Raw genomic sequence first — 23,783 nt, forward strand, 5'->3', positions numbered from 1 at the left:
CCGGTCGGCTACAGGAGCCTGTTCCGCCTGATCGAAGGCCGGCCGTTCAGGAAGTGCTGAATCATCCACGGTTCAGGGGGAGTTGAGCCTGCGCAGGAGCCGGTCGACGGCTTCGGGTGTGGTCGTGAAGGAGGTGACGAGGCGGAGGGTGCCGTGGTGAGGGAGCCGGCACACGACGATGTTCGTTGCCGCGCCGGGGAGTTCGGCTCCCGGTATCGCCTTCAGGCCGTCCTGGAGCCGGGCGGCCATGGCGTTGGCGTGCCGGGCGTCGCGCAGCCAGCGGCCGTCGGTGAGGTAGGCGTCCAACTGGGCCCACGGGAAACGGGACTTCGCCGCCGCGTGGGCCGATCTTCGGGCGTGGAAGGTGAGTTCGGGGGTGAGGGTGCGGTCGAAGACGACGATCGCGTCGGCGGCCGTCGTGCCGTTGCCGGTCCCGCCGAAGGTCATGACGTCGACGCCGGCCCGCCAAGTGAGGTCGGCGGGCGGGGCGTTGAGGGCTGCGGCGGCCATGGCGAAGCGGGTGCCGTCCATGTACAGCCGGGCGCCGGTCTGTCGCGCGAGCGTCCCGAGGGCTCCGATCTCGTCGGGTGTGTACAGCTCGCCCTGTGCGGTGGCCTGGGTGATGCTGAGCACCGCGGGGAGTGTCCCGTCGCGTAACTCGTGGGCGTGGAGCCTGACTTCGCGGTCGTCCAGGACGTTTCCCCAGGGTGGGGTGAGGGCGGCGAGGCTCAGCGCGTTGGCCGCGGCGGGGGTGCGGACCGGGAGGACGTCCACCTCACGCTCGAACAGCTCGGCCAGCCGGCGGCGGACCGAGGGGGCGGGGTCGGTGTGGGGGGTGAGGGCGGCGCGGGTGACGGCGTCCAGGATCTCGGGGGCGGCGGGGGTGGGGGCGGTGAAGTCAGCTGGGCAGTTGAAGTGGCTGGAGCGGCTGGAGTCGGTGGAGCTGCTGGAGCTGCTGGAGCCAGTGGATCTGCTGGAGCCGTCGAAGTCGCTGGAGTCACCCGGGCAGCCGAAGTCGCTGGAGTAGCTGAAGTCGGTGGAGTCGGTGGAGTCGGTGGAACCGCTGGGGCCGGTGGGGCCGGTGTAGTCGCTGGGGCCGGTGTAGTCGCTGGGGCCGGTGCAGTCGCTGGAGCTGCTGGAACCGCTGGGGCCGTCGAACTCGGCTGGCCCTGCGGGGAGTTGTGAGGTTTCCATGCCGGTAATGCTGACCGATGTGCCGACGGGCAACCCTGACCGGCGCCCGACTCGACGCCTCCGACCGTCGCCCTTGGCTGGCCCCGACCCGCCCCCCCCGACCGGCAACCCCATCCGGCACCCGCCCCAACGCCCTCGACCGCCGATCCCGGCCGACCCCGACCCGCCCCCGACCGGCGACTCCATCCGGCACCCGCCCCGTCGCCCCCGACCAGCATCCGGCCCACCCCCTGAAGCCCGCCCGACCCACCGGCCAAAGCTCCACCCGGCGCACACCCGCCACCAGGCCACCCCGCCTCGCCCCGCCGATTAGCCACCCACCTCACCCCAACCAGCCCACCTCAACCGGCCACCCCGCCGACCCACCCCAGCCGGCACCCGCCCGCGACCAAGCCACCCCAGCTCGCCCCGCCGATCGGCCACTCCACCTCACCCCGCCGAACCACCCCCCGGCTCAGCCCCCCGAATCAACTCCCGCAACCCCCCGTAATACACCTCATGATCGGTCGTCACCGGCACGATCTCCGCCAAATGCCCCGCCAGCATCGGAAACTCCCCGGGATCGAGCGCGGCGAACGCCCGTCGGGCCGCCGCCTGGGCGGAGCGCGGGTCGCGGTGGTCGACGAACCCCGCGCAGCCGAGGGTGAGGAGATACAGCCGCCGGTAGACGGTGATCGCCTCGGTCACCGTCATCCCGGCGGCGACACTGTCCGCGAGCTGCGGTTCGACCAGCCGCCCCAGCAGCTGCGGGCTGAGCCAGGGCCGGGTGCCGCGCAGCGCCGGCAGGCCGGGGTGGGCGACGAGCAGCCGGTACAGCGCGGTGAAGCGGGCCTCGGTGGCGCTCGCCCAGCCGGTGCCGGGCGCGATCTCGGGCAGCTGGGCTGCCAGGTGGTCCATGCACAGGTCGAGCAGCCCGGCGAGATCGGCGCACCGGCGCTGCAAAGAGGCCAGCGAGATGTCCAGCCGTGCCGCGAGCGCCCGGAACGTCAGCGCCTGCGGCCCCCCTTCGTCGATCAGCGCGAGCGCGGTGCCGGCGATCCGCTCGGGCGTCGCGAGGTCCAGGGAGACAGACTTACGGGGCATGCGGGCGATCGTACGGTACGCCGTACCGGAAACCGCCGCGACGACATCCCGGCGCCCCGGCATCCCGGCCGGCGCATCAGCGGTCCCGGCGGCCGAGAAGAACCGCACATCTCAGCTCCCGGCCGGCACACCGAAGCTCCCCGGCCGACACCCCGAAGCCCCCCGGCCAACGCATCGAAAGCCCCAGCGCCCAAGAAGACCCGACCAGAAGGCCCCTCCCCTTCAGTCACCCACCTTTCAGTCACCCACCCTTCAGCCCCCGCCTCTTCAACCCCCCACCCCCGCACCCCCACCCCCCACCAACTGCCACACCATCCCCACCACCCGATCCTCCAACTCCGGATCCCGCTCCCCCTGCCGTATGTACGACGAGTAATAGCTCCCGATCATCATGTCGGCGACAGCCTCCGCGTCGACCCCCTCGCGCAGCACCCCCTCCGCCGCCAGCCGCCGCAACGTGTCGATGAGCGGCTTCTGCCGGGGCTCCAGTGCGTGTTCGCGTACGAGCTGTATCAAGCCAGGTGTGCGCTCGGCCTCGCTGAGGACATTTCCGACGACGGCCATGCCCCGGCCGGTCGGCCCGAAGGGGGAGGCGTGGCGCAGGGCGTGGCGCAGGGCCTCGACCGGAGGGAGTTCCTCCAGGGGGCCGACGGGGTGGCGTTCGCGCTCCTCCTGGAAGTTGAAGTCGAGGGCGTCGACGACCAGGTCATGCTTGTTCGCCCAGCGCCGGTACACCGTCGGCCGGGTGACGCCGGCGTCGGCGGCGATGTCGCCGATCGTCATGCGGGAGTAGCCGTCCCGGACGAGCCGCTGGACGGTCGCGCGCAGGACCGCTTCTTCCACCGAGGGGTCCCTGGGTCTGCCGGGTCCGCCGCCCGGGGAGGGTTTCGCTCGGCTCTTCCCTGGGCCCTTTTCGGCCGTGTCTCGCATCCGTTCAGCCTAGCTTGCTATTGCTTTACTTGACAGTCACGTAACGCAACCTGAGATAGTTGCTGAGTACACGGAGCGCTTCACTCGCAGCACCGCACGACCCCGGTCCGGCCACGCCGTCCCCCCAGGCCGCCCATCCGCCCTGCCCGTCACCTCGCAGGGCCGCCCGCCTCCGCCTCGCCACCCGCACCGCGCCGGGCCGCCGGCGTGCGCCCGAACCGCGTGTGAACACCCCTCCATACCCCCATAGTTGACGGAAAGTCGGTGAAGTCGGTGTCCTCGGCACCTGGAACCAACGGCTCGGTCTCCCCCGCTCAAGAGACTCAGGAAGCTCAAGAGACTCAGGAAGCTCGGGAGGCTCAAGAAGCTCCGGCGACTCAGGACCCTCAAGCGGCTCAGGAACCCCCACTCTCCCTCTCCCCCTCGGTCGTCGCCGCCGTGCAGGACCCCCGCCTCGGCCTCGGCCCCGCCGTCGCCGCCGTGATGGAGGGGTACGCCGACCGCCCCGCCCTCGGTGAGCGCGCCCGCGAGGCGGTGACCGACCCGGCGACCGGCCGGACCTCGCTGCGGCTGCTGCCGCACTTCACGACCGTCAGCTACGCCGAGCTGTGGGAGCGGGCCGGCGCGGTCGCCGCCGAGTGGGCGGCGGACGCCGAACACCCGGTGCGCGCGGGGGACTTCGTCGCCGTCTACGGGTTCACCAGCGTCGACTACAGCGTGCTCGACCTGGCCTGTCTGCGGGCCGGCGCGGTGGCCGTGCCGCTCCAGTCCAGCGCCGCGCCCGGCAAACTGCGGCCGATCGTCGCCGAGTCCGCGCCGCGTGTCCTCGCGGCGAGCATCGAAGTCCTCGACAGCGCCGTCGAGTTGGCGCTGTCGGCGCCGTCCCGGCCGCGGCTGGTCGTGTTCGACTTCCACCCGGAGGCCGACGCGGAGCGTGAGCGGTTCGAGGCCGCCCGGGCGCGGCTCGCGGAGGCCGGGGTCACGGCACCCGACGCGCTGGGCGCCGTCGTCGCGCGCGGCCGGACGCTGCCGGTGCCCGCGGTGCCCGAGGCGGCGCCGGAGGATCCGGTGCGGCTGCTGATCTACACCTCCGGCAGCACGGGCACGCCGAAGGGCGCCATCTACACGAGCAGCATGCTCCAGCGGCTGTGGGCGGGCTGGTTCGCGGCGTCGGGCGACTCCTCGCCGGTCACGATGGGCTATATGCCGCTGAGCCATATCGCGGGGCGCGCGTCGCTCTACATGACGCTGACCCGGGGCGGCACGACGTACTTCACGGCGCACAGCGACATGTCGGCGCTGTTCGAGGACATGCGCGCGGCCCGGCCGACGCAGCTGCTGCTGGTGCCGCGGATCTGCGACATGCTCTTCCAGGAGTACCAGAGCCGGTCGGCGCGCCGGGCCGGGGAGTTCGCGGACGCCGGGGCGCTCGACAAGGCCGTCAAGGCGGAGCTGCGGGAGGAGTTCGTCGGCGGCCGGGTGCGCGATGTGACGTGCGGCAGCGCGCCGATCGCGCCGGAGCTGAAGCGGTTCGTGGAGTCCTGCCTGGAGCTGCCGCTGCGTGACCTCTACGGCTCGACCGAGGCGGGCGCGGTCCTGGCGGACGGGCGGATCGTGCGGCCCCCGGTGATCGAGTACAAGCTGGCCGACGTACCCGAACTCGGCTATCTCACCTCGGACTTGCCGCATCCGCGCGGTGAACTCCTGGTGCGCACCGAGGCGATCACCCCTGGCTATCACAAGCGGCCGGACGCGACGGCGGCGGTCTTCGACGCGGACGGCTTCTACCGCACCGGCGACATCATGGCCGAGACCGGCCCGGACCAGCTGGTCTACCTGGACCGCCGGGGCAACGTACTCAAGCTGGCCCAGGGCGAGTTCGTCACGGTCTCCCAGCTGGAGAGCGTCTTCGTGACCAGCCCGCTGGTCCGGCAGATCTACGTCTACGGCAACAGCGAGCGCGCCTATCTCCTCGCGGTGATCGTGCCCACCGAGGACGCCCTGGAGCGGGCCGACGGCGACGCGCTGAAGCAGTTGCTCGCCGAGTCGCTGCAACAGGTGGCCCGCAGCGCCGAGTTGGAGCCGTACGAGATCCCGCGCGACTTCCTCGTCGAGACCGAGCCGTTCGGTGTGGAGAACGGGCTGCTCTCGGAGATCCGCAAGAATCTGCGCCCGCGCCTCAAGGAGCGTTACGCCGCTCGACTGGAGGCGCTGTACGAGGAGTTGGCGAGCGGGCGGGAGGAGGCGTTGCGCGCGCTGCGGGCGGCGGGGCCCGAGCAGCCGGTGTTCGAGGCGATCCGCGCGGCGGCGAGCGCGCTGCTGGGCTGCCCCGCCTCGGAATTGCGGCCCACCGCGCGCTTCACCGACCTCGGCGTCGACTCGCTGTCGGCGCTGTCGTTCTCGCAGCTGCTGCGGGACGTGTTCGGGGTCGAGGTGCCGGTCGGGGTGCTGCTCAGCGCCGGCAACACCCTCCAGTCGATCGCCGATCACATCGAGGCGGCCAGGTCGGGCGCGGGGCGGCCGTCGTTCGCGTCGGTGCACGGCGCGGACGCCGCCGAGGCCCGCGCCGAGGAGCTGACGCTGGAGAAGTTCCTCGACGTCACGGCTCTCGGCGGCGCCCGCCCCACGACCGGGACGCCGCCGCGGACGGTGCTGCTGACCGGCGCCAACGGCTATCTGGGCCGGTTCATGTGCCTGGACTGGCTGGAGCGGCTCTCGACGAGCGGCGGCCGGCTGGTCTGCGTGGTGCGCGGCCGGGACGACGCCGACGCCCGCCGCCGCCTGGACGCCGCCCTCGACAGCGGCGACCCGCAACTCCTCGCCTGCTACCAGGAGTTGGCGGGCCGTCATCTGGAGGTGCTGGCCGGTGACATCGGCGAGGAGCGGCTCGGTCTGGACGAGGACACGTGGAAGCGGCTCGCCGAGGACGTGGACGCCGTCTTCCACCCGGCGGCGCTGGTCAATCACGTCCTGCCCTACGACCAGCTCTTCGGCCCGAACGTCGTGGGCACCGCCGAGCTGATCCGGCTGGCCCTGACCGGCCGGGTCAAGCCGTTCACGTACCTCTCCACGGTCGGTGTGGCCGGCGGTCTCGACCCGGCCCGGCTCGACGAGAGCGCCGACATCCGCGAGGTGAGCGCCGTGCGGGAGCTGTCCGACGGGTACGCCTCGGGGTACGCGACCAGCAAGTGGGCCGGCGAGGTCCTGCTGCGCCGGGCGCACGAGGAGTACGGGCTGCCGGTGACCGTCCTGCGCTCCGACATGATCCTCGCCCACCGCCGCCACGCCGGTCAGCTGAACGTGCCCGACATGTTCACGCGGCTGCTGTTCAGCGTCCTCACCACGGGGATCGCGCCGGCCTCGTTCTACCGCACGGGCCCCGGCGGCGAGCGGGCGCGGGCGCACTACGACGGACTGCCGGGCGACTTCGTGGCCGAGGCCGTCGACGCGCTGGGCGTGGCCGACGCCGGTGGCTACCGGACGTACAACGTGGTCAATCCGCACGACGACGGGGTCTCGCTGGACACCTTCGTCGACTGGCTCGTCGACGCCGGGCACCCGGTCAGTCGTATCGGCGACTACGACGAGTGGTTCGCCCGTTTCGAGACGGCGTTGCGGGCGCTGCCGGAGGCGCGGCGGCGGTACTCGCTGCTGCCGTTGCTGCACGCCTTCCGGCGGCCCGAGGAGCCGCTCTGCGGTTCGGCGATCCCCGCGGTGCGGTTCGCGCAGGCCGTGCGCGGGGCGGGGCTGGCGGACCCGGAGATCCCGCAGGTGTCGGCCGAGCTGATCGGGAAGTACGCGGCGGACCTGCGGCATTTCGGGCTGATCTGAGGTCCTAGGGCCGCCGTGTCCCCTTCACCTCCCGCGCCACCGCCCACGCGTCCGCGACCGGTCCGACGTGCGCGAGCTTGTCGGGGTTGAGGACGAGCCGTACGGCGTGGACATGGTCGGCGGTGAACTCCAGCGCGAGGGTCTGGAGGACCTTCCCGTCGCGGTCGTGGAAGACCGCGCCAGGGCCGCCGTTGATCTCGCGGGGGGTGAAGGTGACACCGGCGGCGGCCATCCTCGGGATGTAGGCGGCGAGCAGGCGGGCGACGTTGTCGGCGCCGGTGACGGGCCGGGCGAGCTGGGGTGCCTTGCCGCCGCTGTCTCCGGAGACGCAGACGTCGGCGGCGAGCAGGGTCCGCAGGGACTCCACGTCTCCCTCGCGCAGGGCGGCGAAGAAGCGGGCGGCGAGTTCCCGCCGCTCTTGCCGGCCGGCCTCGAACCGGGGCCGGCCGGCCTGCATGTGCCGCCGGGCGCGGACGAGGAGCTGGCGGCAGGCGGACTCGGAGCGGCCGACGGCGGCGGCGATGTCGTCGTAGCCGAAGGCGAACACCTCGCGCAGGACGAACACGGCGCGTTCCAGGGGGCTGAGGCGTTCCAGGAGGAGCAGGGCGGCCGTGGACACCGAGTCGGCGAGTTCGGCGGCGCGGGCCGGGTCGGCGTAGGGGTCGGTGAGCAGCGGTTCGGGGAACCAGGGGCCGGTGTAGGTCTCGCGGCGCGTCCGGGCGGAGCGCAGGACGTCGATGGAGAGGCGGGTGACGGTCGTGGTGAGCAGGGCCTTGGCCGAGAGGACCGGGGCGGGGGTGTCGGCGTAGCGCAGCCAGGTCTCCTGTACGGCGTCCTCGGCCTCGCCGACGCTGCCCAGGATGCGGTAGGCGATCGAGAACAGCAGGGGCCGCAGTTCCTCGAACTCCTCGGTCTTGCTCACGCCGACTCCCCTTTCGTCGCGGTCAGTTGTTCAGTGCAGTTGGCCGGGCTCGTAGTCGCCCGCGGGCTGGCGGGTGACGACGTTGAGGCGGTTGGCGAGGTTCATGAAGGAGACCAGCATGACGAGGGCGGCGAGCTGTCCGCTGTCGTGGTGCTTCGCGGCCCGCTGCCACACCTCGTCGCTCACCCCGCCGCCGCCGTCCGCGATCCGGGTGGCCTCCTCGGCGAGTTCCAGCGCGGCGCGTTCGGCCTCGGTGAAAATATTCGCCTCGCGCCACACGGCGACCAGGTGCAGCCGCTGGTGGGTCTCGCCGGCGTGGACGGCTTCCTTGGTGTGGATGTCGACGCAGGCGGCGCAGCCGTTGATCTGGCTGACCCGCAGCGACACCAGCTCCTGCGTCGCGGCGGGCAGCGCGGAGTCCTTGAGGGAGCGGCCGGCGGTCATCAGGTGCCGCAGCGCCTTGCCGAGGGCGGGTTCGGCGAGGAAGTCGAGCCGTGCGTGCATGGTGTGCTCCTTGGGTGTCGTCCTTGCGTACGCACCTGAAGACGAGACAGCCCGCGCGGTTGTGACATGCCGCCTCAGCGCGTGGTGCTCTCCTGCTCCGGTGCGGGCGTCTTGCCCAAGGTGCGCGGGCGGCTGGTGTCGACCGCGGGGGCGAGGAACGCGGCGCAGACGACCGCGGCGAGGACGACGAGCATCGCGGGCCGCAGCCCCACATGGTCGCCGAGGAAGCCGAGTCCGGGCGGTCCGACGAGGAAGGCGACGTACCCGATGGTCGCGACCAGTCCGACGCGGGCCGTCTCGTCCGGCCCCGACTCGCCGGCCGCGGAGAGCGCGAGCGGGAACCCGAGGGAGGCGCCGAGCCCCCAGAGCAGGACGGCGGCCCCGGCGAGCACGGCGTTGTCGGCGACGACGACCAGGAGCAGGCCGAGTCCGCCGGAGACGGCGCTGGCGCGGACGACGTTGACGCGGCCGAAGCGGTCCAGGAAGTAGCCGCCGCCGAAGCGGCCCAGCGTCATGGCGGCGGCGAAACCGGTGTAGACGAGGGAGCCCGCGGTCTCGTCCATGCCGTGGCCGTCGACCATGATGAGCGGCAGCCAGTCGTTGGCGGAGCCCTCGGCGAGCGCCATGGCGAGCACGATCGCGCCGATCAGCAGGAGCCGGCCGTCCTTCCAGACCGCCGGGCGCGGACCGCCCTCGGTGTGGCCGGCCCGGGCGGCGCGCCCGGTGCCGGCCGGGATGGCGCGCATCGCGTACAGCAGCAGGCCGGCCGCGACGAGGGTGACCGCCGCGAGGTGCCACTGGACGGGTACGCCGGCGGCCGTCGCGGCGATGCCGGCGCAGGCGCCGAGGACGGTGCCGAGGCTGAAGCAGCCGTGCAGGGCGGGCATGGTGGTGACGCCGGTGCGGCGTTCGACGTCGGTGGCGTCGACGTTCATGGCGACCTCGCCGCCGCCCATGCCAGCGCCGAAGACGAACAGGCCCGCCGTCACCACCGGTGTCGAGGAGCCGAGCGCGCCCGCGCCGATCGTGGCGAGGCCCGCGACGAGCAGGGTCGTGCCCCAGATGATGACCGGGCGGGTGCCGAAGCGGGTGACCAGGCGGCCGGAGCAGAGGATGCCCAGCATCGAGCCGAGCGACAGGCCGAAGAGGACCAGGCCCATCCCGGCGGTCGACACCTTGAGGAGGTCCCGGATGGCGGGGGTGCGGGTCACCCACGACGACATGCCGATCCCGGTGAGGAGGAAGAAGAGGAAGAGTGCCTGCCTGCGCCTGCGCACGGCCTTGTCCATGAGAATGCTGCTCCGAGGGGAACCGGGACGGCTGACCGCCGGTTCGGAGCACCCCTCCGATCCGGCTTGGACAAATGTACATGCCTGTTCAGAACAGGAAAGAGTGTTTTCGAGAATGAGTCAGAGCACCGGCGGCGGCCGGCGGGACCAGATCATCGACGCGGCGCTCGACGTCGTCGCGGAGGTCGGCGCGATCCGGGTGACCTACCGCAGGATCGCCGCGGCGGCGGGGGTGCCGCTGGGCTCGGTCACCTACTATTTCGCCGATCTCGACGAGCTGCTCACCGAGGCGTTCACCCGGCTCGCCGAGGCGGTGTCCCGGCGCTACCGCGACCGCCTGATCGCCGCGCGCACCCCGCAGGAGGCCCAGGAGGCGGTCGTCGACATCATCTGCGGGGAGCTGTGGTCCGCCGCGCGCGATCCGCTGCTGACCTTCGAGCTGTACGCGTTCGCCGCCCGGACCCCGGCGCTGCGGACGGTCCTCAACGACTGGATGCGCGCCAGCCGGGCCGCGCTCGCCCGGCACTTCGACCCGTTGACGGCGCGTGCGCTGGACGCGCTGGTCGAGGGGTTCACGCTGCACAACTACTTCGACACCGATCCGACGCGGCGGGCGGAGATCGCGGGGGTGGTGCGGGCGGTGGCGGAGCGGGGGTGAGCGGTCAGCCGCCGTCGAGTGCGGCGGTGAGGACGGCCATCGTGTGCAGGTGGGTGAAGTACCGCGTGGCGTAAGGGTCGTCGGCGAGGGCGGGCAGGACGCGGGCGAGCACCGCCGTGCGCTCGTCGAGGATCGCGCGGCGGCGGTCGTCCAGGGGGCGCTTCAGGGCGGTGGCGACGCAGCCGCTCAGCGCGGTGTCCGTCCAGACCATGCACTCCCCGTCGGGCTCGCGTTCATAGAAGTCCCTGGGGAAGGGGAGGGCGTTGAACTCGTCCCACATTCCGCGCAGTTGAGACTCTGTCATGCGGGGGTCCCTTCCGGCCGGCGTCCGCTTTCGCGTGCCATCAGACCAACTCGCGGCGGGTTCGGGGGCGCGCGACACTCGACGGCGGTTCCATGGCCGTCCGCAGTCCCCCGTCCGGCAGCGCCGCGGGGAGCGGTGTGGCGCGCGATCATCCGCCGGCGACCCGTCCGGTCACGGCGTCCGCTGTGCTTCCTCCCTCTCCCGTTCCGGCTCGGTCCCCGTGCCCCGGCCACCACGCGGCGTGCCCGATGAGCGCGGTGAGGCTCGGTGTGAAGAACATCGCCATCACGAACGCCGCGACCGCGATGCCGAAGGACACCGCGAAGCCCATCTCGGTCAGCAGCGCGTTGCCGGCGAGCGTCATCGTGGCGAAGGTCGCCGCCAGGATGAAGCCGGCCGCGGCGACCGTCGGACCGGCGTGCCGCAGCGCCATCCCCGCGGCCTCGCGCGGCTCGCGGCCCTCGCGGGCCTCCTCGCGCAGCCGGGCGATCATGAGGATGTTGTAGTCGGTGCCGATGGCGACCACGAACAGGTACATGATCACCGGGAGCATGAACATCAGCCCCGAGTGCCCTGCCGCGCCCTGGAAGACCCAGACCGTGGCCCCGAGGGTCGCGCCGAAGCCGAGCCCCACCGAGGCGATCAGGTACCAGGGGGCGACGACGCTGCGCAGGAGCAGCCCGAGGATGAGCATGATCAGGACGGCGGCGACGGGGAACACCGTGCGGTAGTCGTGGTCGACGGCGGTGCCGATGTCCTTGTAGATCGACGAGACGCCGCCGACCAGCGCTTCCGTCCCGGCGGGCGCCCCGGCGCGGGCGGCGTCGCGGACACGGCCGACGGACGCGATGGCCTCGTTGCTGGAGGCCTCGTACTTGAGGGTGACGGTGAAGTCGGCGGTCGTGCGGTCGGCGTTCAGCTGGGTCGTCCGGGCGCTCGCGACCCCGTCGACGGCGCCGAGCCCGCGCGCGTACGCCGGGAAGGCGGCCGGGTCGAGGGGGCGGCCGTCGGTGCTGGAGAGGTAGACGTCGGTGGGGGCGGCGGCGCCGGCCGAGTACGCCCGCTGCATCTCGTCCTGGACGACCATCGACTCCTTGGTCTTGGGCATGGAGCCGGAGGCGAGGTCGAAGGTGGCGTGGTAGCCGAGCGTGCCGAGGGAGAGGGCGACGAGGACGAGCCCGGAGAGCCCGGCGGTCAGCGCGGGGCGGCGCCGCACGGCCCGGCCGAGGGCGGCGAAGCGGGCGTCGCCGGGTTCGCGCCGCCAGCTCTTGGAGGGCCAGAAGACTTTGGGCCCGATGAGGGAGACGACGGCCGGTATCAGGGTCAGGCCGGCGACGAGGGTGACGGTGACCGCGATGGCGAGCGCCGGGCCCATCTGCCGCAGGAAGCCGAGGGTGGACAGGACCAGCGCGAGGAAAGCGATGATGACGGCCCCGGCGGCGGAGGCGATGGCCTCACCGACCCGGGCGACGGCGTTGACCATCGCCGCTTTGGGTTCATCCCCGGCGCGCAGCCGTTCGCGGTAGCGGAACATCAGGAACAGGAAGTAGTCGGTGCCGACGCCGAAGAGGACGACGATCAGGATCGACGCGATCGAGCTGTTGGCCTGGAGACCGAAGAGCTTGGTGGCGTAGGCGATCAGTCCGTTGGCGATCAGGGAGACGACGCCGATGACGACCAGCGGCAGGACCGCGATGACCGGCGAGCGGAAGATGATCAGCAGGGTGACGAGGATGATCGCGAAGGTGCCGACGCCGATGAGGGCCTGGCCGCGTTTGGAGGAGTCCTGCTGGTCGAGGGCCTGGGCCGCGGAGCCGCCCAGCCTGACCTGGAGACCGGTGCCTCGGGCGAGTTGCTTGACGTCGTCGCGCAGCGCCTTGGCGGCGTCGGCCTGTTTGGGCTGGCCCGCACCCTTGCTGTCCATCTGGACGAGGGTCAGGGCGTGGCGGCCGTCGGCGGAGGGCCGGCCCACGACGACTTTCTGGACCTGGTCGATGTTCTTGCGGCCCAGCTCTTCGGTGATCCGGGCGACGTCGCGGGTGTCGGCGGCGGTCAGCCTGCCGCCGTCGGCGCGCTGGTAGAGGGCGATCGCGGCAGGAGTGAAGGCGCTGGGGAACGCCTTCTCCTGGAGGTCCGCGGCTTTGATGGACTCGTAGCTCTTGGGGAGAAAACTGCTCTCGTCACTGTTCGAGGGCAGGCTCGGCGCGGTGGCGACGATCGCCACGGCGGCGATCAGCCAGGCCACGACCGTCCACACGGGATGACGGACGACAGTGCTGCCCATACGTCGGAACATGCGGGATCCCTTCCTGTGCAGGAAGGTCACCGCAGCCCGGGGAGCGGTCCCTGGCATCGGCGACCACGGCCGGCGCGCTCAGCGGGCCGGCCGGACGGTTGTCTCACGGCTTCTCATCGTAGGGACGGCCGGCCCGGCCCGCGCCCGGTGCGGTCAGCCGCGGGCGGCGGCCAGGAACGCGCTGATCAGCTCGGGCTCCTTGACGCCCCGGGTGCGCTCGACGCCGCTGGAGACGTCGACGCCCCAGGGCCGGGCCGCCTTGACCGCGCCCCGCACGTTCTCCGGCGTGAGCCCGCCCGCGAGCAGCCACTTCTCACCGGCCCCCGGAACGGCTCCCGCCCAGTCCCAGGTCTCCCCCGAGCCCGGTACGGGCGCGTCGAGCAGCAGCAGGTCCTCCCCCAGCTCCCCGCACCGCGGCACGTCCCCGCCATCGACCCCGGCGGCCCGGATCAGCGTCCATTTCCCGGTCAGCGCGTCGTAGTACTCACGGCCCTCCGAGCCGTGCAGCTGTACGGCCCTGATGCCGGACTCCTCGGCGAGGGCGCGGACGTCGGCCAGGGGTTCGTCGCGGAAGACGCCGACCGTGAGGACGTGCTCGGGGACGCGCCGGCACAGCCGGGCCGCCGTCGCCGCGTCGATGTGGCGGGGACTGGCGGAGAAGACGAATCCGACGGCGTCGGCGCCGGCCTCGACGGCCGTGTCGACGTCCCGCTCGGTACGCAGCCCGCAGATCTTCACGAAGAGGGAGGTAGGTGTATCGCTCACGGTCCCCTAGCCTGCCGTATCCCGGGCCACTTGAACATGATCTTGCGAGAACGCCGGGCCACGAAACGGCGTGTCCTGATGGAGAAACGGGGGAGAGGGGGGTGCGCGGGGGAGGCGGGTCGGGAGGGCGCGGGCTCAGGGGGGCTCGGAGGGGGACCGGTCAGGAAGGCGCGGGCTCGGGGCGGAGCTTGCTCGGCCAGAGCGGACTCGGGGAGGAACCGGCGCCGGCCGACGTAAGCACTGGCCGCCGTCAACCCCGGCCGCCGGCCGCCCTCGCGGACGTCAACTCCGGCCGCCGTCAACCCCGGCCGCCGGCCGCCCTCGCGGACGTCAGCTCCGGCCGGCCTCAGCCCCGGCCGCCCTCGCTCCCCTGCGCCCGCATCCCCGCGCACGCCATCTCGATCATCCGTCGCCGGGCCCCGGGGTCGGGCTCGTCCTGTTCTCGGGCCAGGCAGGCGGAGTAGAAGGCCTTCAGGTCGGCGAGGGTCAGGTCGGGGCGGGCGGTGCCGGCCTGCTGGGCGGCGGTGATGAGGTCACGTTCGACGGCGGTGAGGCCGCCCGCGCCGGCCGACTCCTCGGGGGTGTAGCCGGCGCCGCGCAGCGCCTCGCTCAGGCCCCGGTGGGCGGCGGAGGTCTCGACGAGGTGGGTGAAGAACACGAAGAGGGCGACGCCGGGGTCCTGGGTCTCGGCGTAGCCGCGGGCGGTGACGGCGAGTTCCTCGATCAGGCTCAGCATGACGGCCTCGTACAGGGTCTCCTTGGTGGGGAAATGCCTGCTGACGGTGCCGGTGCCGACGCCGGCCCGGCGGGCGATCTCGGCGACCGGTACGGCGAGCCCTTCGCTGGCGAACACCTCCCGGGCCGTCTCCAGAACCCGCTCGCGATTACGCCGGGCATCCGCACGCATCATGCCGCCCACCTCCCGTCCGGCCCGTGCCTCCGTCTGCCCGGAAGATCATAGGGCGCCGCGTGGTCGGGGGGACGGCGCCTGTGCGCTCAGTTGCCGACGGCGGTGCCGGACGCGTTGCCTTCAGCTAGCGTCGGCTGCCACAAACACCTCGCCCTCGGTGACCGCCGACCGCCGTGGACGCCCCACCCTCGGCACGCCCAGTGAACGTCAGCCACCGCGGACACCTCTCCTCAGCGCGCTCCCTGACTGTCAGCCGCAGCGAACACCCCTCCTCCGGCGCGCCCCGTGACCGTCCACCGCCACCGACCCCCCTCCCCCACCCCCCTCAGCGCCCATCCGCCGCCACCGACAACTTCTCCCAGTCCGCCCAAGTCCGCAGCCGCTGCGCATACACATCCTTCACCAGCTCGGTGGCCGCCGCTCCGAACACGACCCGCAGCGGCGGCTGTTCGGCGTCGGCTATCTCCAGGAGGGCGGAGGCGGCGGCCCTGGGGTCGCCGGGGATCCAGCTGCCGGCAAGGGTGGCCATGGCCTCGCGGACGGAGTCGTAGGCGTCGATCGGGGCCGCGGCGACCGCGGAGGGGCCGGCCCAGTCGGTGCCGAAGACGCCCGGCTCGACGAGGGTGACCTTGACGCCGAACCCCGCGACCTCCTGGGCGAGGGACTCCGTCAGCCCCTCCAACGCCCACTTGGAGGCGTGGTAGACGCCGAGCGACGGGAAGGCGGCGACCCCGCCCATGGAGGAGATCTGCACGATGTGCCCGCTGCCCTGCGCCCGCAGGATCGGCAGCACCTCCTGCGTGACGGACAGGGCGCCGAAGAAGTTGGTCTCGAACTGCTCGCGCACCTGCCGCTCGCCGACCTCCTCGACCATGCCGAACAGTCCGTAGCCCGCGTTGTTGACGACGACGTCGAGCCGCCCGAACCTCTCGTGCGCCGCCGCCACCGCGTCCTTCACCGCCGCGCGGTCGGTGACGTCCAGCTCCAGCGGGAGGAGGGCGTCGCCGTGCGCCGCGGCGAGGTCTTTCAGAGTGGCCGTGTCGCGCGCGGTCGCCGCGACCCGGTCCCCCCGCGACAGCGCCGCCTCGACGAAGGCGCGCCCGAAGCCACGGGAAGCGCCGGTGACGAACCAGACCTTGCTCATGGGAACTCCTGCAACAGTTAAGCGGGATGCCTGTCCCGATTAACGATACGGGACGACCATCCCGGTTACCACTCCCCTTTCGAGTCACCCTCCTGGCACCCCCTTGACGCCCTGACGCCCCCAACAGACCCACCCCGACTAGAAAATCCGGTCAAGGTGATACCGCAGCACCTCCATCGCCGACTCCACATCCCGCTGCCCGACCAGCACACTCGTCCCCAGCCCCGCGGACATCGCCAGCAGCCCGACCGCCTCGACCTCCGGATCCACCCCCGCCCGCAACACCCCTTCCTCCGCCGCCCGCCGCAACAACCCGGCGACAACCGCCTCAGCAGCGTCCGGATCCTTGATGAACGGCTGAGTGGCAAGCACCTCGTCCGTCACCGACAGAACGGCGTACGACGTATAGAGGTGATGAAAAAGACGGCTCTCCTCGTCGACCGGCAAGGCAGCCGTCAGCAGCGCCTCGATCACCGCGCGGGGGCCCGAACCGGCATCGGCGGCGAGGACACGGGCGGCCACCCGCTCCCCGAACCGCTCGGTCAGATGCCGCAGCCCGAAGAGGAGCAGCTTCTCCTTGGACTCGAAGTAGTACTGGACCAGCCGCAGCGAGACGCCCGCCTCGGCCGCGACGTCCCGCATCCCCACCGCGTGCAGCCCGAGCCGCCCGGCCGCCCGCACCAGAGCCCGCGCGATCTCGGTACGCCGCTCCTCGTGATCCACGCGCTTGGGCATGACCGTCTCTCCGTTCCCTGAACCACGTCTCCGGTGACTGAATCATGCCTGTCGCTTTTTGTTGGTACAGCTGTACCACATTGGTGGTACGTTCGTATCACAAACCTCACACGCGCAGAGCGACCCCTCACAAACCCCGGAGGCGCCCATGCCCAAGCCCACAGCACCCCGCCCCGACATAGGCCGCTACGTCGACGCCACCCGAAGAGACCGCTACTTCGCCGCCTGCGACGCCCTCTACGCCCTGGGCGCCCCCATCTCCGCCGAACACGACATCGAGACCACCTACGGCACCACCCACGTCTACCGCCACGACCCCAAAGACCCGGCCGCCCAGACCCGCACCCCCCTGGTCCTCCTCCACGGCGCCGGCTCCTGCTCCGCCATGTGGTACCCGAACACCCCCGACCTGAGCGCCGAACGCCCCGTCTACGCCGTCGACACCCCCGGCGACCCGGGCCGCAGCGTGCAGCGCGCGCCGATCCACGAGCCCGAGCACGCCGCGCGCTGGCTGGAGGAGACGCTCACCGGTCTCGGGCTCGGCGAGATCCATCTGGCCGGCAGCTCCTACGGCGGCTGGCTCGCCCTCAACCAGGTCGTCCGGGCACCCCGGCGCCTCGTCTCCGTCACGCTCCTGGACCCCGGCGGCCTGGAGAAAGTGGGCCCGCGCTTCTTCGTCTGGATCTTCGCCGGGCTGTTCGCCACCGCCGCGCCCAAGGCGCTGCGCCCACGGCTCGCGGCCTGGCTGGAGCAACCTGTCCTCGTCGTGCCGGAACTGCGCGCGATGATCCGCGCGTCGGTCCGCGCGTACCGCGTCCGCCGCCCCGTGCCCCAGCCCCTCACCGAAGCCCAACTGCGCACCATTCGCACCCCGTTGTACCTGGTGATGGGCAGACGCAGCCTCCTGCTCCACCCGGGCCGCCAGGCCGAACGCGTCCCCCGCCTGATCCCGACCGCCCGCGCCGAGATCATCGCCAGGACCGGCCACGCCCCGCAGATCGACCACGCGGACGTGGTCAACCGCAAGATGCTCGATTTCATGACCGCCGCCGAACCACAAGCCGAACCGAAGGCCGAGCCGCAGGCTGGACCGAAAGCCGAACCCCAAGCCAACCCCCCGGCCACCCCGGAGCCCCACCCCCAGGTGAACCCCCGGTGAAATGTGCCCCTGGGTTCGCCCAGGACCGCTCCCGTGCCGCTGACCTGGGCCGCGGGGGTGCCTAGGATCAGCGGCACTCACCTGTACGACTGTCTGGAGGTCCCGGCGTGCCCGGTCCGCGTCCGCCCCGCCGCGCCGCCGTGCTGATCATCGGCACCGCGCTCGCGCTCACCTCGGCGTGCGGCTCCGGCGACCAGAAGCACACCGGGAACCACGCGGGAAACATCGTGGACGTCACCCCCTGCGGGCGCGGATGGGGCAACCCCAAGGGCGGCGCGCAGGTCTTCCAGATCCGCAACACCTCCAGCACCGCCGCCGAGGTGTACCTGACCGACGCCGGCACCGGCGCGGTGTACGGCGAGGTCGAGGGGCTCGGGCCGGGGACGACGCGGGCGCTGCGGGTGACCCTGGGCAACGGGTCGTACGCCTTCAAGTGTCTGCCGGACGACGCGGACGCCGTCACCGGGCCGACCGTGCGGATCACCGGAGCGAAGGTCGGGAGCGGTCCGGCCGCCGTGCCGCTCGCCCAGCAGGACCTCATCCCGCCGACGCTCGCCTACCAGAGGTGGATCCAGGCGCGCACGGTCGAACTGGCCCGGAAGACCGACGCGTTGAGAGCCGCCGTCGACCGGGGCGACCTGGCGGCGGCCCGTGCGGCATGGCTGCCCGCGCATCTCGTGTACGAGCGGATGGGCGCCGCCTACGGGACGTTCGGGGACGCGGACGCGGCGATCAACGGGACGACGGCCGGGCTCGCCGGCGGGGTGCGGGACCCGGGGTTCGCCGGGTTCCACCGGGTCGAGTACGGGCTGTGGCACGGGGAGCCGGCGGCTTCGCTGCGCGGGCCGGCGGACGCGCTCGCCACGGCCGTGCACGGGCTGCGCGACAGCTGGCCGGACGAGCGGATGGACCCGGCGGACGTGGGGCTGCGGGCGCACGAGATCCTGGAGAACACCGTGCAGTTCGAGCTGACCGGGCGGACCGACTACGGCAGCGGCAGCAACCTCGCGACCGCGCGCGCCAATCTCGACGGGACGCGGGTGCTGCTGGGGCTCCTGCGGCCGTTGCTGAAGACCCGGGACGCGGGGCTCGCCGGGCTCGACAGCTGGCTGGAGCGTACGGGGCGCACGCTCGACGGGGTGGCGATGACGCCGCTCGGGCAGCTCACCCGGCAGCAGCGCGAGCGGGTCGACGCGGATCTGAGTGAACTGGTCGAGCGGCTGGCCGACGTGGCCGCCCTGACGGACGTACGGAGGACTTCGTGAGCGGGGTGGGGCGCCGGGGGTTCCTGGCGGGTGCGGCGGCGGTGGCCGGGGCGGGGCTCGTGGCCGCCGACCGGGAGGCGGCGGAGGCTGCCCCGGAAGGGCAGGGAAGAACAGCCCCCTTCCACGGCGTCCATCAGGCCGGCATCGTCACGCCCGCGCCGCGCGCCACGGCGTTCGTGTCCTTCGACACCACCGCGGCCGACCGGTCCGAACTCACCGATCTGCTGCGGACGTTGACCGACCGGGCACGCTTCCTCACCACCGGCGGCGCCCCGCAGGAACTCGGCATCACCGCGCCGCCCGCCGACTCGGGAACCCTCGGCCCCGACGTCCCGGCGGACGCGCTGACCATCACCGTCGGCGCCGGCGCCGCCCTGTTCGACGGCCGCTACGGGCTCGCCGCGCGCAAGCCGCACCGGCTGGCCGCGATGCCGCCGTTCCCGGACGACGACCTCGACGCCGCCTGGTGCCACGGCGATCTGAGCGTGCAGTTCTGCGCGGCGGACCAGGACACCGTGCTGCACGCGCTGCGGGACGTCACCCGGCACACGCGCGGCGGGATGCAGGTGCGCTGGCGGATGGACGGCTTCATCAGCCCGTCCCGCCCGTCCGGCACGCCCCGCAACCACCTCGGGTTCAAGGACGGCATCGCCAACCCCGAGGGCCGGGACGCCGACCGGCTCATATGGGTGGGCGCGGGCGACGGCGAGCCGGCCTGGGCGAGCGGCGGGAGTTATCAGGTCGTACGGCTGATCCGGATGCTGGTGGAGTTCTGGGACCGGGTGTCGATCACCGAGCAGGAGCGGATGTTCGGGCGGGCCCGGGACACCGGGGCGCCGCTGGACGGGCGGCACGAGAAGGACGTGCCGCAGTACGCGCAGGACCCCAAGGGGGACGTCATCCCGCTGGACAGCCATATCCGGCTGGCGAATCCGCGCACGGCGGCGACCGACGGGCAGCGCATCCTGCGGCGCGGCTACAACTACGACCGGGGTACGGACGCGAACGGCAACCTCGACATGGGGCTGCTGTTCTGCTGCTACCAGCGGGACCTGGCCGGGCAGTTCGAGGCCGTGCAGAAGCGGCTGGCGGGGGAGCCGCTGGTGGACTACGTGAAGCCGTTCGGCGGCGGGTACTTCTTCGCGCTGCCCGGGGTGCGCGACGAGACCGACTGGCTGGGCCGCACGCTCCTCGCCTAAGAGGCGCCCAGCTGAGCAGCGCCCCGCTGGAAAGCCCCCCTCCCCGGTCTGGGCCAAGGGCAGGTCAAGCCCCCATGAGAATGTCCTGACCTGCCGTTCGCCTCGCGGTCGTTGTCCCTCCCCCGCCCCACGGCGACGATGGCCCACGTCATGAAGAGTGGGTACCCGGAAGGCGAGAAAGCATGATCGGCACTGGTAGGGACAGCCGTGCGCGGCGGCGGGCGGCACGCGTGGGCGCGCTGCTCGGCGCGGCGGCTCTGGCCTCGGCGGGCGGGGCACTGCCCGCGTCGGCGGCCTCGGGGCCCGCGCGCACCGCGACCCCGATCAAGCACGTGGTGGTGATCTACGACGAGAACGTGTCGTTCGACCACTACTTCGCCACCTACCCGCAGGCCGCGAACACGGACGGCACCCCCTTCAAGGCGGCGGCCCGCACCCCGAAGGCGGACAACCTCGGCAACGCGGGCCTGCTGAAGAAGAACCCGAACCTGTACACGCCGAAGCGGCTGGCCCCCTCGCAGGCGATGACCTGCGACCAGAACCACTCCTACGGCCCCGAGCAGTACGCGGCGAACGGCGGCAAGGCCGACGCGTACGTCCAGAACACCGAGGTCAGCAAGTGCACGGGCCTGTTCGGTGAGCCGGGTCTGGTGATGGACTACTACGACGGCAACACGGTCACCGCGCTGTGGAACTACGCCCAGCACTACGCGCTGAACGACCGCTCGTTCAGCTCGGTGTACGGCCCCTCGACGCCGGGCGCGCTGAACCTGATCTCCGGCCAGACGCACGGCGTGGTCTCCGTCGACCCGGCGACGGGCAAGCGGACGTCGGCGCCGGACCCGTACGCGGTTCTCTCGCCGGACGCGAAGGGGGTCGGGACGGTCGTCAACGACCCCGATCCGGCGTTCGACGACTGCTCGGACAAGGACCGCACGAGCACCAACGCGCTGGCGCAGATGCAGGGGAAGAACATCGGGGACCTGCTCAACTCCAGGAACGTGAGCTGGGGTTGGTTCCAGGGCGGGTTCCGTCCTTCCACCGCGTGGGACGGCAAGAGCGGTGACCACGCGAAGTGCTCGGGCAGCACGCACACCAATGTCGGGGGCGCGGCGGTCGTCGACTACAGCCCGCACCACTCGCCGTTCCAGTACTACAAGTCGACGTCGAACCCGCACCACCTGGCGCCGAAGAACATCGCGGAGATCGGGCACGCGGGCCGCGCGAACCACAACTACGACCTCACCGACTTCGACGCCGCCCTCAAGGCCGGCAGCCTGCCGTCGGTGAGCTTCCTGAAGGCCGCCGAGTACCAGGACGGCCACGCGGCGTACTCCGACCCGCTCGACGAGCAGCACTTCCTGGTCAAGGAGATCAACGCGATCCAGAAGTCCCCGCAGTGGGCGTCGACGGCGGTCGTGGTGGCGTACGACGACTCCGACGGCTGGTACGACCACGTGACCGCGAAGGTCCTGAACGGCTCGAAGGACTCGACCGCCGGTTCCAACGGCAAGGCGCTGGACGCCCCCGCCTGCCAGTCGGGCCCGGCCTCGGCGGGCGGCTACGCGGACCGGTGCGGTCCCGGCACCCGGCAGCCGCTGCTGGTGATCTCCCCCTACAGCAAGGTGAATTCGGTCGACCACACGGCGACCGAGCAGGCGTCGATCACGCGGTTCATCGAGGACAACTGGCACACCGGCCGCATCGGTGACGCCTCCTTCGACCGGCGCGCGGGCAGCCTGTCCGGCATGTTCGACTTCCGCCGCCCGAACGAGAAGCAGGTCCTGCTGAAGGCGGACGGCTCGGTGTCGTCGGTCAGGCCGGTCGGGCACGGCCACGGGCGTACGGAGTCCTCGGCCGCCGTGGACGCGGACTACCCGGCCTACCTCCAGGACCTGAAGGCGCAGGACGTCGCCGACGACACGTCCGCCTCTCCCGCGCTGCCGCTGGCGCTGACCGCCGGCGCACTGGCCGCCACCGCGACGGCGACGGTGTTCGCGCTGCGCCGCCGCAAGGGCCGCACGGCCCTGTAGCGGACTCTTCACCCTGAGACGGCCCCGGCGGGCGACCCGCCGGGGCCGTCGGCGTCAACAGCAGAACAGCAGCCAGTATGTACAAGGGAAAATCCAGTTCATCAGTGCGCAAACCGGTCGCTGGATCGGTGTAATCCGCACGGATACGGGCGGCCGAGGAGATCTAACGTCGTGAACGCACGGGACCACACAGGCCCCAGAGAGGCATCGAGACACCCATGCCCAGCTCGCACACCGACGTCCTCACCGCCGCCGATCTCGCCTTCCCCGTCGACGACCTCCTCCTGCCGGCCGAGGAACTGCCCGAGTTCGCCTCCGACCCCGACCGGATCTTCCGCCAGGTGCGCGACGAGCTGATGCTCGACGGCAACGCCCGGCTCAACCTCGCCACGTTCGTCACGACGTGGATGGAGCCGCAGGCCCGCGACCTGATGACGCAGACGGCCGAGAAGAACCTCGCCGACCGCGCCGAGTACCCGCAGATCACGGCCATGGAGGAGCGCTGTGTGCAGATGCTCGCCCGGCTGTGGCACGCGCCGCGCCCGGAGCAGGTGCGCGGCTGCTCGACGACCGGTTCCAGCGAGGCGGCGATGCTCGGCGGGCTCGCCCTCAAGCGGCGCTGGCAGCAGCGCCGGCGCGCGCAGGGCAAGGACACGGCCCGGCCGAACCTGGTGATGGGCGCGAACGTCCAGGTGTGCTGGAAGAAGTTCGCCAACTACTTCGAGGTGGAGCCCCGGTTCGTGCCGATGGAGCCGGGCCGCTACCACCTGACGCCGGACACGCTGACGTCGTACTGCGACGACAACACGATCGGTGTGGTCACCGTCCTCGGGTCGACGTTCGACGGGTCCTACGAGCCGGTCGCCGACATCTGCATGGCGCTGGACGGCTACCAGGCCGCGACCGGCACCGACATCCCGGTGCACGTCGACGGCGCGTCCGGCGCGATGGTCGCCCCCTTCCTCGACCCCGGTCTGATGTGGGACTTCCAGCTGGAGCGGGTCGCGTCCATCAACACCTCGGGGCACAAGTACGGGCACGTCTTCCCGGGCCTGGGCTGGGCGCTGTGGCGCGACGCGCGGGCGCTGCCGGAGGACCTGGTCTTCGAGGTGGACTACCTGGGCGGCTGCAACCCCAGCTTCACCCTGAACTTCTCCCGCCCGGGCGCCCACGTCGTCGCCCAGTACTACAGCTTCCTGCGCTACGGCCGCCAGGGCCTGCGCGAGCTGGCCGTCCAGAGCAGTACGACGGCCCGCGCGCTGGCCGCCCGTATCGGCCGGCTGGAGCCGTACGAGCTGATCACCGACGGCTGCGAACTCCCGGCGTTCGCCTTCCGGTTGGCGCCGGGCACGGCCGGTTTCACGGTGTTCGACGTGTCGCAGGCGATGCGGGCCCGGGGCTGGCAGCTGCCCGCGTACACCTTCCCCGCGCCCTGCCAGGACGTCTCCGTGCTGCGGCTGGTCGTGCGCACCGGGTTCACGGCGGAGCTGGCGGGGATGTTCCTCACGGATCTGGCCGAGGTGACCGCGCGGCTGCGCGCCGCCGGCTGACCGTCTCGGCCC

The 23,783-nt window shown here is 72.2% G+C and carries 19 protein-coding genes; 7 read left to right on the forward strand and 12 right to left on the reverse strand.

Features of this window, described 5'->3' with window-relative positions; translation table 11 throughout:
* Window positions 1–72: 72 nt before the first annotated feature.
* From ACYUD3_RS35200 to ACYUD3_RS35210, 3 genes are all read right to left on the reverse strand, one after another.
* A complete protein-coding gene (locus tag ACYUD3_RS35200) occupies window positions 73–1,194 on the reverse strand; it encodes a beta-eliminating lyase-related protein (RefSeq protein ID WP_470979397.1) in 1,122 nt (373 codons plus the stop codon).
* A gap of 429 nt (window positions 1,195–1,623) precedes the next feature.
* Window positions 1,624–2,277 (reverse strand): TetR/AcrR family transcriptional regulator, encoded by a 654-nt coding sequence (locus ACYUD3_RS35205; protein ID WP_470979399.1) that lies wholly within the window; start codon window positions 2,275–2,277, stop codon window positions 1,624–1,626.
* 267 nt (window positions 2,278–2,544) lie between these two features.
* Window positions 2,545–3,120 (reverse strand): TetR/AcrR family transcriptional regulator, encoded by a 576-nt coding sequence (locus ACYUD3_RS35210; protein ID WP_470979401.1) that lies wholly within the window; start codon window positions 3,118–3,120, stop codon window positions 2,545–2,547.
* A 360-nt stretch (window positions 3,121–3,480) separates the two neighbouring features.
* Here ACYUD3_RS35210 and car point away from each other — a divergent pair, with 360 nt between their 5' ends.
* Window positions 3,481–7,038 carry a carboxylic acid reductase gene (car, locus tag ACYUD3_RS35215; protein WP_470979517.1) on the forward strand — a complete coding sequence of 1,186 codons (3,558 nt, stop codon included), beginning with the start codon at window positions 3,481–3,483 and terminating at the stop codon, window positions 7,036–7,038.
* 4 nt (window positions 7,039–7,042) lie between these two features.
* Here the strand turns inward: car and ACYUD3_RS35220 are convergent, their stop codons facing one another.
* The 3 genes from ACYUD3_RS35220 to ACYUD3_RS35230 all read right to left on the reverse strand — a co-directional run bounded on the left by ACYUD3_RS35220 (window position 7,043) and on the right by ACYUD3_RS35230 (window position 9,753).
* Window positions 7,043–7,960, reverse strand: a complete 918-nt coding sequence (locus ACYUD3_RS35220) for an RNA polymerase sigma-70 factor (protein ID WP_470979404.1) — start codon at window positions 7,958–7,960, stop codon at window positions 7,043–7,045.
* Window positions 7,961–7,990: 30 nt separating this feature from the next.
* Window positions 7,991–8,464: a carboxymuconolactone decarboxylase family protein gene (locus ACYUD3_RS35225; RefSeq protein ID WP_470979407.1), complete on the reverse strand. Its 474-nt coding sequence runs from the start codon at window positions 8,462–8,464 to the stop codon at window positions 7,991–7,993.
* 74 nt (window positions 8,465–8,538) lie between these two features.
* Window positions 8,539–9,753, reverse strand: coding sequence for an MFS transporter (locus ACYUD3_RS35230; RefSeq protein ID WP_470979409.1), 1,215 nt, complete (start codon window positions 9,751–9,753; stop codon window positions 8,539–8,541).
* A 115-nt stretch (window positions 9,754–9,868) separates the two neighbouring features.
* Here ACYUD3_RS35230 and ACYUD3_RS35235 point away from each other — a divergent pair, with 115 nt between their 5' ends.
* Complete coding sequence (locus tag ACYUD3_RS35235; protein ID WP_470979411.1) at window positions 9,869–10,411, forward strand: TetR/AcrR family transcriptional regulator; 543 nt, start codon at window positions 9,869–9,871, stop codon at window positions 10,409–10,411.
* 4 nt (window positions 10,412–10,415) lie between these two features.
* On the opposite strand, the gene ACYUD3_RS35240 is transcribed toward ACYUD3_RS35235, so the two are convergent.
* From ACYUD3_RS35240 to ACYUD3_RS35265, 6 genes are all read right to left on the reverse strand, one after another.
* A complete protein-coding gene (locus ACYUD3_RS35240; protein ID WP_470979413.1) occupies window positions 10,416–10,715 on the reverse strand; it encodes a hypothetical protein in 300 nt (99 codons plus the stop codon).
* 148 nt (window positions 10,716–10,863) lie between these two features.
* Window positions 10,864–13,011, reverse strand: coding sequence for an MMPL family transporter (locus ACYUD3_RS35245; RefSeq protein WP_470979416.1), 2,148 nt, complete (start codon window positions 13,009–13,011; stop codon window positions 10,864–10,866).
* A gap of 153 nt (window positions 13,012–13,164) precedes the next feature.
* Window positions 13,165–13,776, reverse strand: a complete 612-nt coding sequence (locus tag ACYUD3_RS35250; RefSeq protein WP_470979419.1) for a phosphoribosylanthranilate isomerase — start codon at window positions 13,774–13,776, stop codon at window positions 13,165–13,167.
* A gap of 346 nt (window positions 13,777–14,122) precedes the next feature.
* Complete coding sequence (locus ACYUD3_RS35255) at window positions 14,123–14,686, reverse strand: TetR/AcrR family transcriptional regulator (RefSeq protein ID WP_470979422.1); 564 nt, start codon at window positions 14,684–14,686, stop codon at window positions 14,123–14,125.
* A 325-nt stretch (window positions 14,687–15,011) separates the two neighbouring features.
* Complete coding sequence (locus ACYUD3_RS35260; protein ID WP_470979424.1) at window positions 15,012–15,830, reverse strand: SDR family oxidoreductase; 819 nt, start codon at window positions 15,828–15,830, stop codon at window positions 15,012–15,014.
* A gap of 138 nt (window positions 15,831–15,968) precedes the next feature.
* Entirely contained in the window at window positions 15,969–16,565 is a 597-nt protein-coding gene (locus tag ACYUD3_RS35265; protein ID WP_470979427.1) for a TetR/AcrR family transcriptional regulator, read from the reverse strand.
* A 148-nt stretch (window positions 16,566–16,713) separates the two neighbouring features.
* Between ACYUD3_RS35265 and ACYUD3_RS35270 the strand changes: the two genes are divergently transcribed.
* The 5 genes from ACYUD3_RS35270 (at window position 16,714) to ACYUD3_RS35290 (ending at window position 23,771) form a co-directional block, all read left to right on the forward strand.
* Complete coding sequence (locus tag ACYUD3_RS35270; protein ID WP_470979429.1) at window positions 16,714–17,724, forward strand: alpha/beta fold hydrolase; 1,011 nt, start codon at window positions 16,714–16,716, stop codon at window positions 17,722–17,724.
* 89 nt (window positions 17,725–17,813) lie between these two features.
* Complete coding sequence (locus ACYUD3_RS35275; RefSeq protein WP_470979520.1) at window positions 17,814–18,989, forward strand: imelysin family protein; 1,176 nt, start codon at window positions 17,814–17,816, stop codon at window positions 18,987–18,989.
* Window positions 18,986–20,188: an iron uptake transporter deferrochelatase/peroxidase subunit gene (gene efeB, locus ACYUD3_RS35280; protein ID WP_470979432.1), complete on the forward strand. Its 1,203-nt coding sequence runs from the start codon at window positions 18,986–18,988 to the stop codon at window positions 20,186–20,188. The genes ACYUD3_RS35275 and efeB overlap by 4 nt, the downstream gene beginning before the upstream one ends.
* A gap of 182 nt (window positions 20,189–20,370) precedes the next feature.
* Complete coding sequence (locus ACYUD3_RS35285; protein ID WP_470979434.1) at window positions 20,371–22,221, forward strand: phospholipase C; 1,851 nt, start codon at window positions 20,371–20,373, stop codon at window positions 22,219–22,221.
* Window positions 22,222–22,439: 218 nt separating this feature from the next.
* Window positions 22,440–23,771 (forward strand): glutamate decarboxylase, encoded by a 1,332-nt coding sequence (locus tag ACYUD3_RS35290; RefSeq protein WP_470979437.1) that lies wholly within the window; start codon window positions 22,440–22,442, stop codon window positions 23,769–23,771.
* Window positions 23,772–23,783 lie beyond the last annotated feature (12 nt).

Source organism: Streptomyces sp. AMJ-169 (assembly GCF_055597585.1).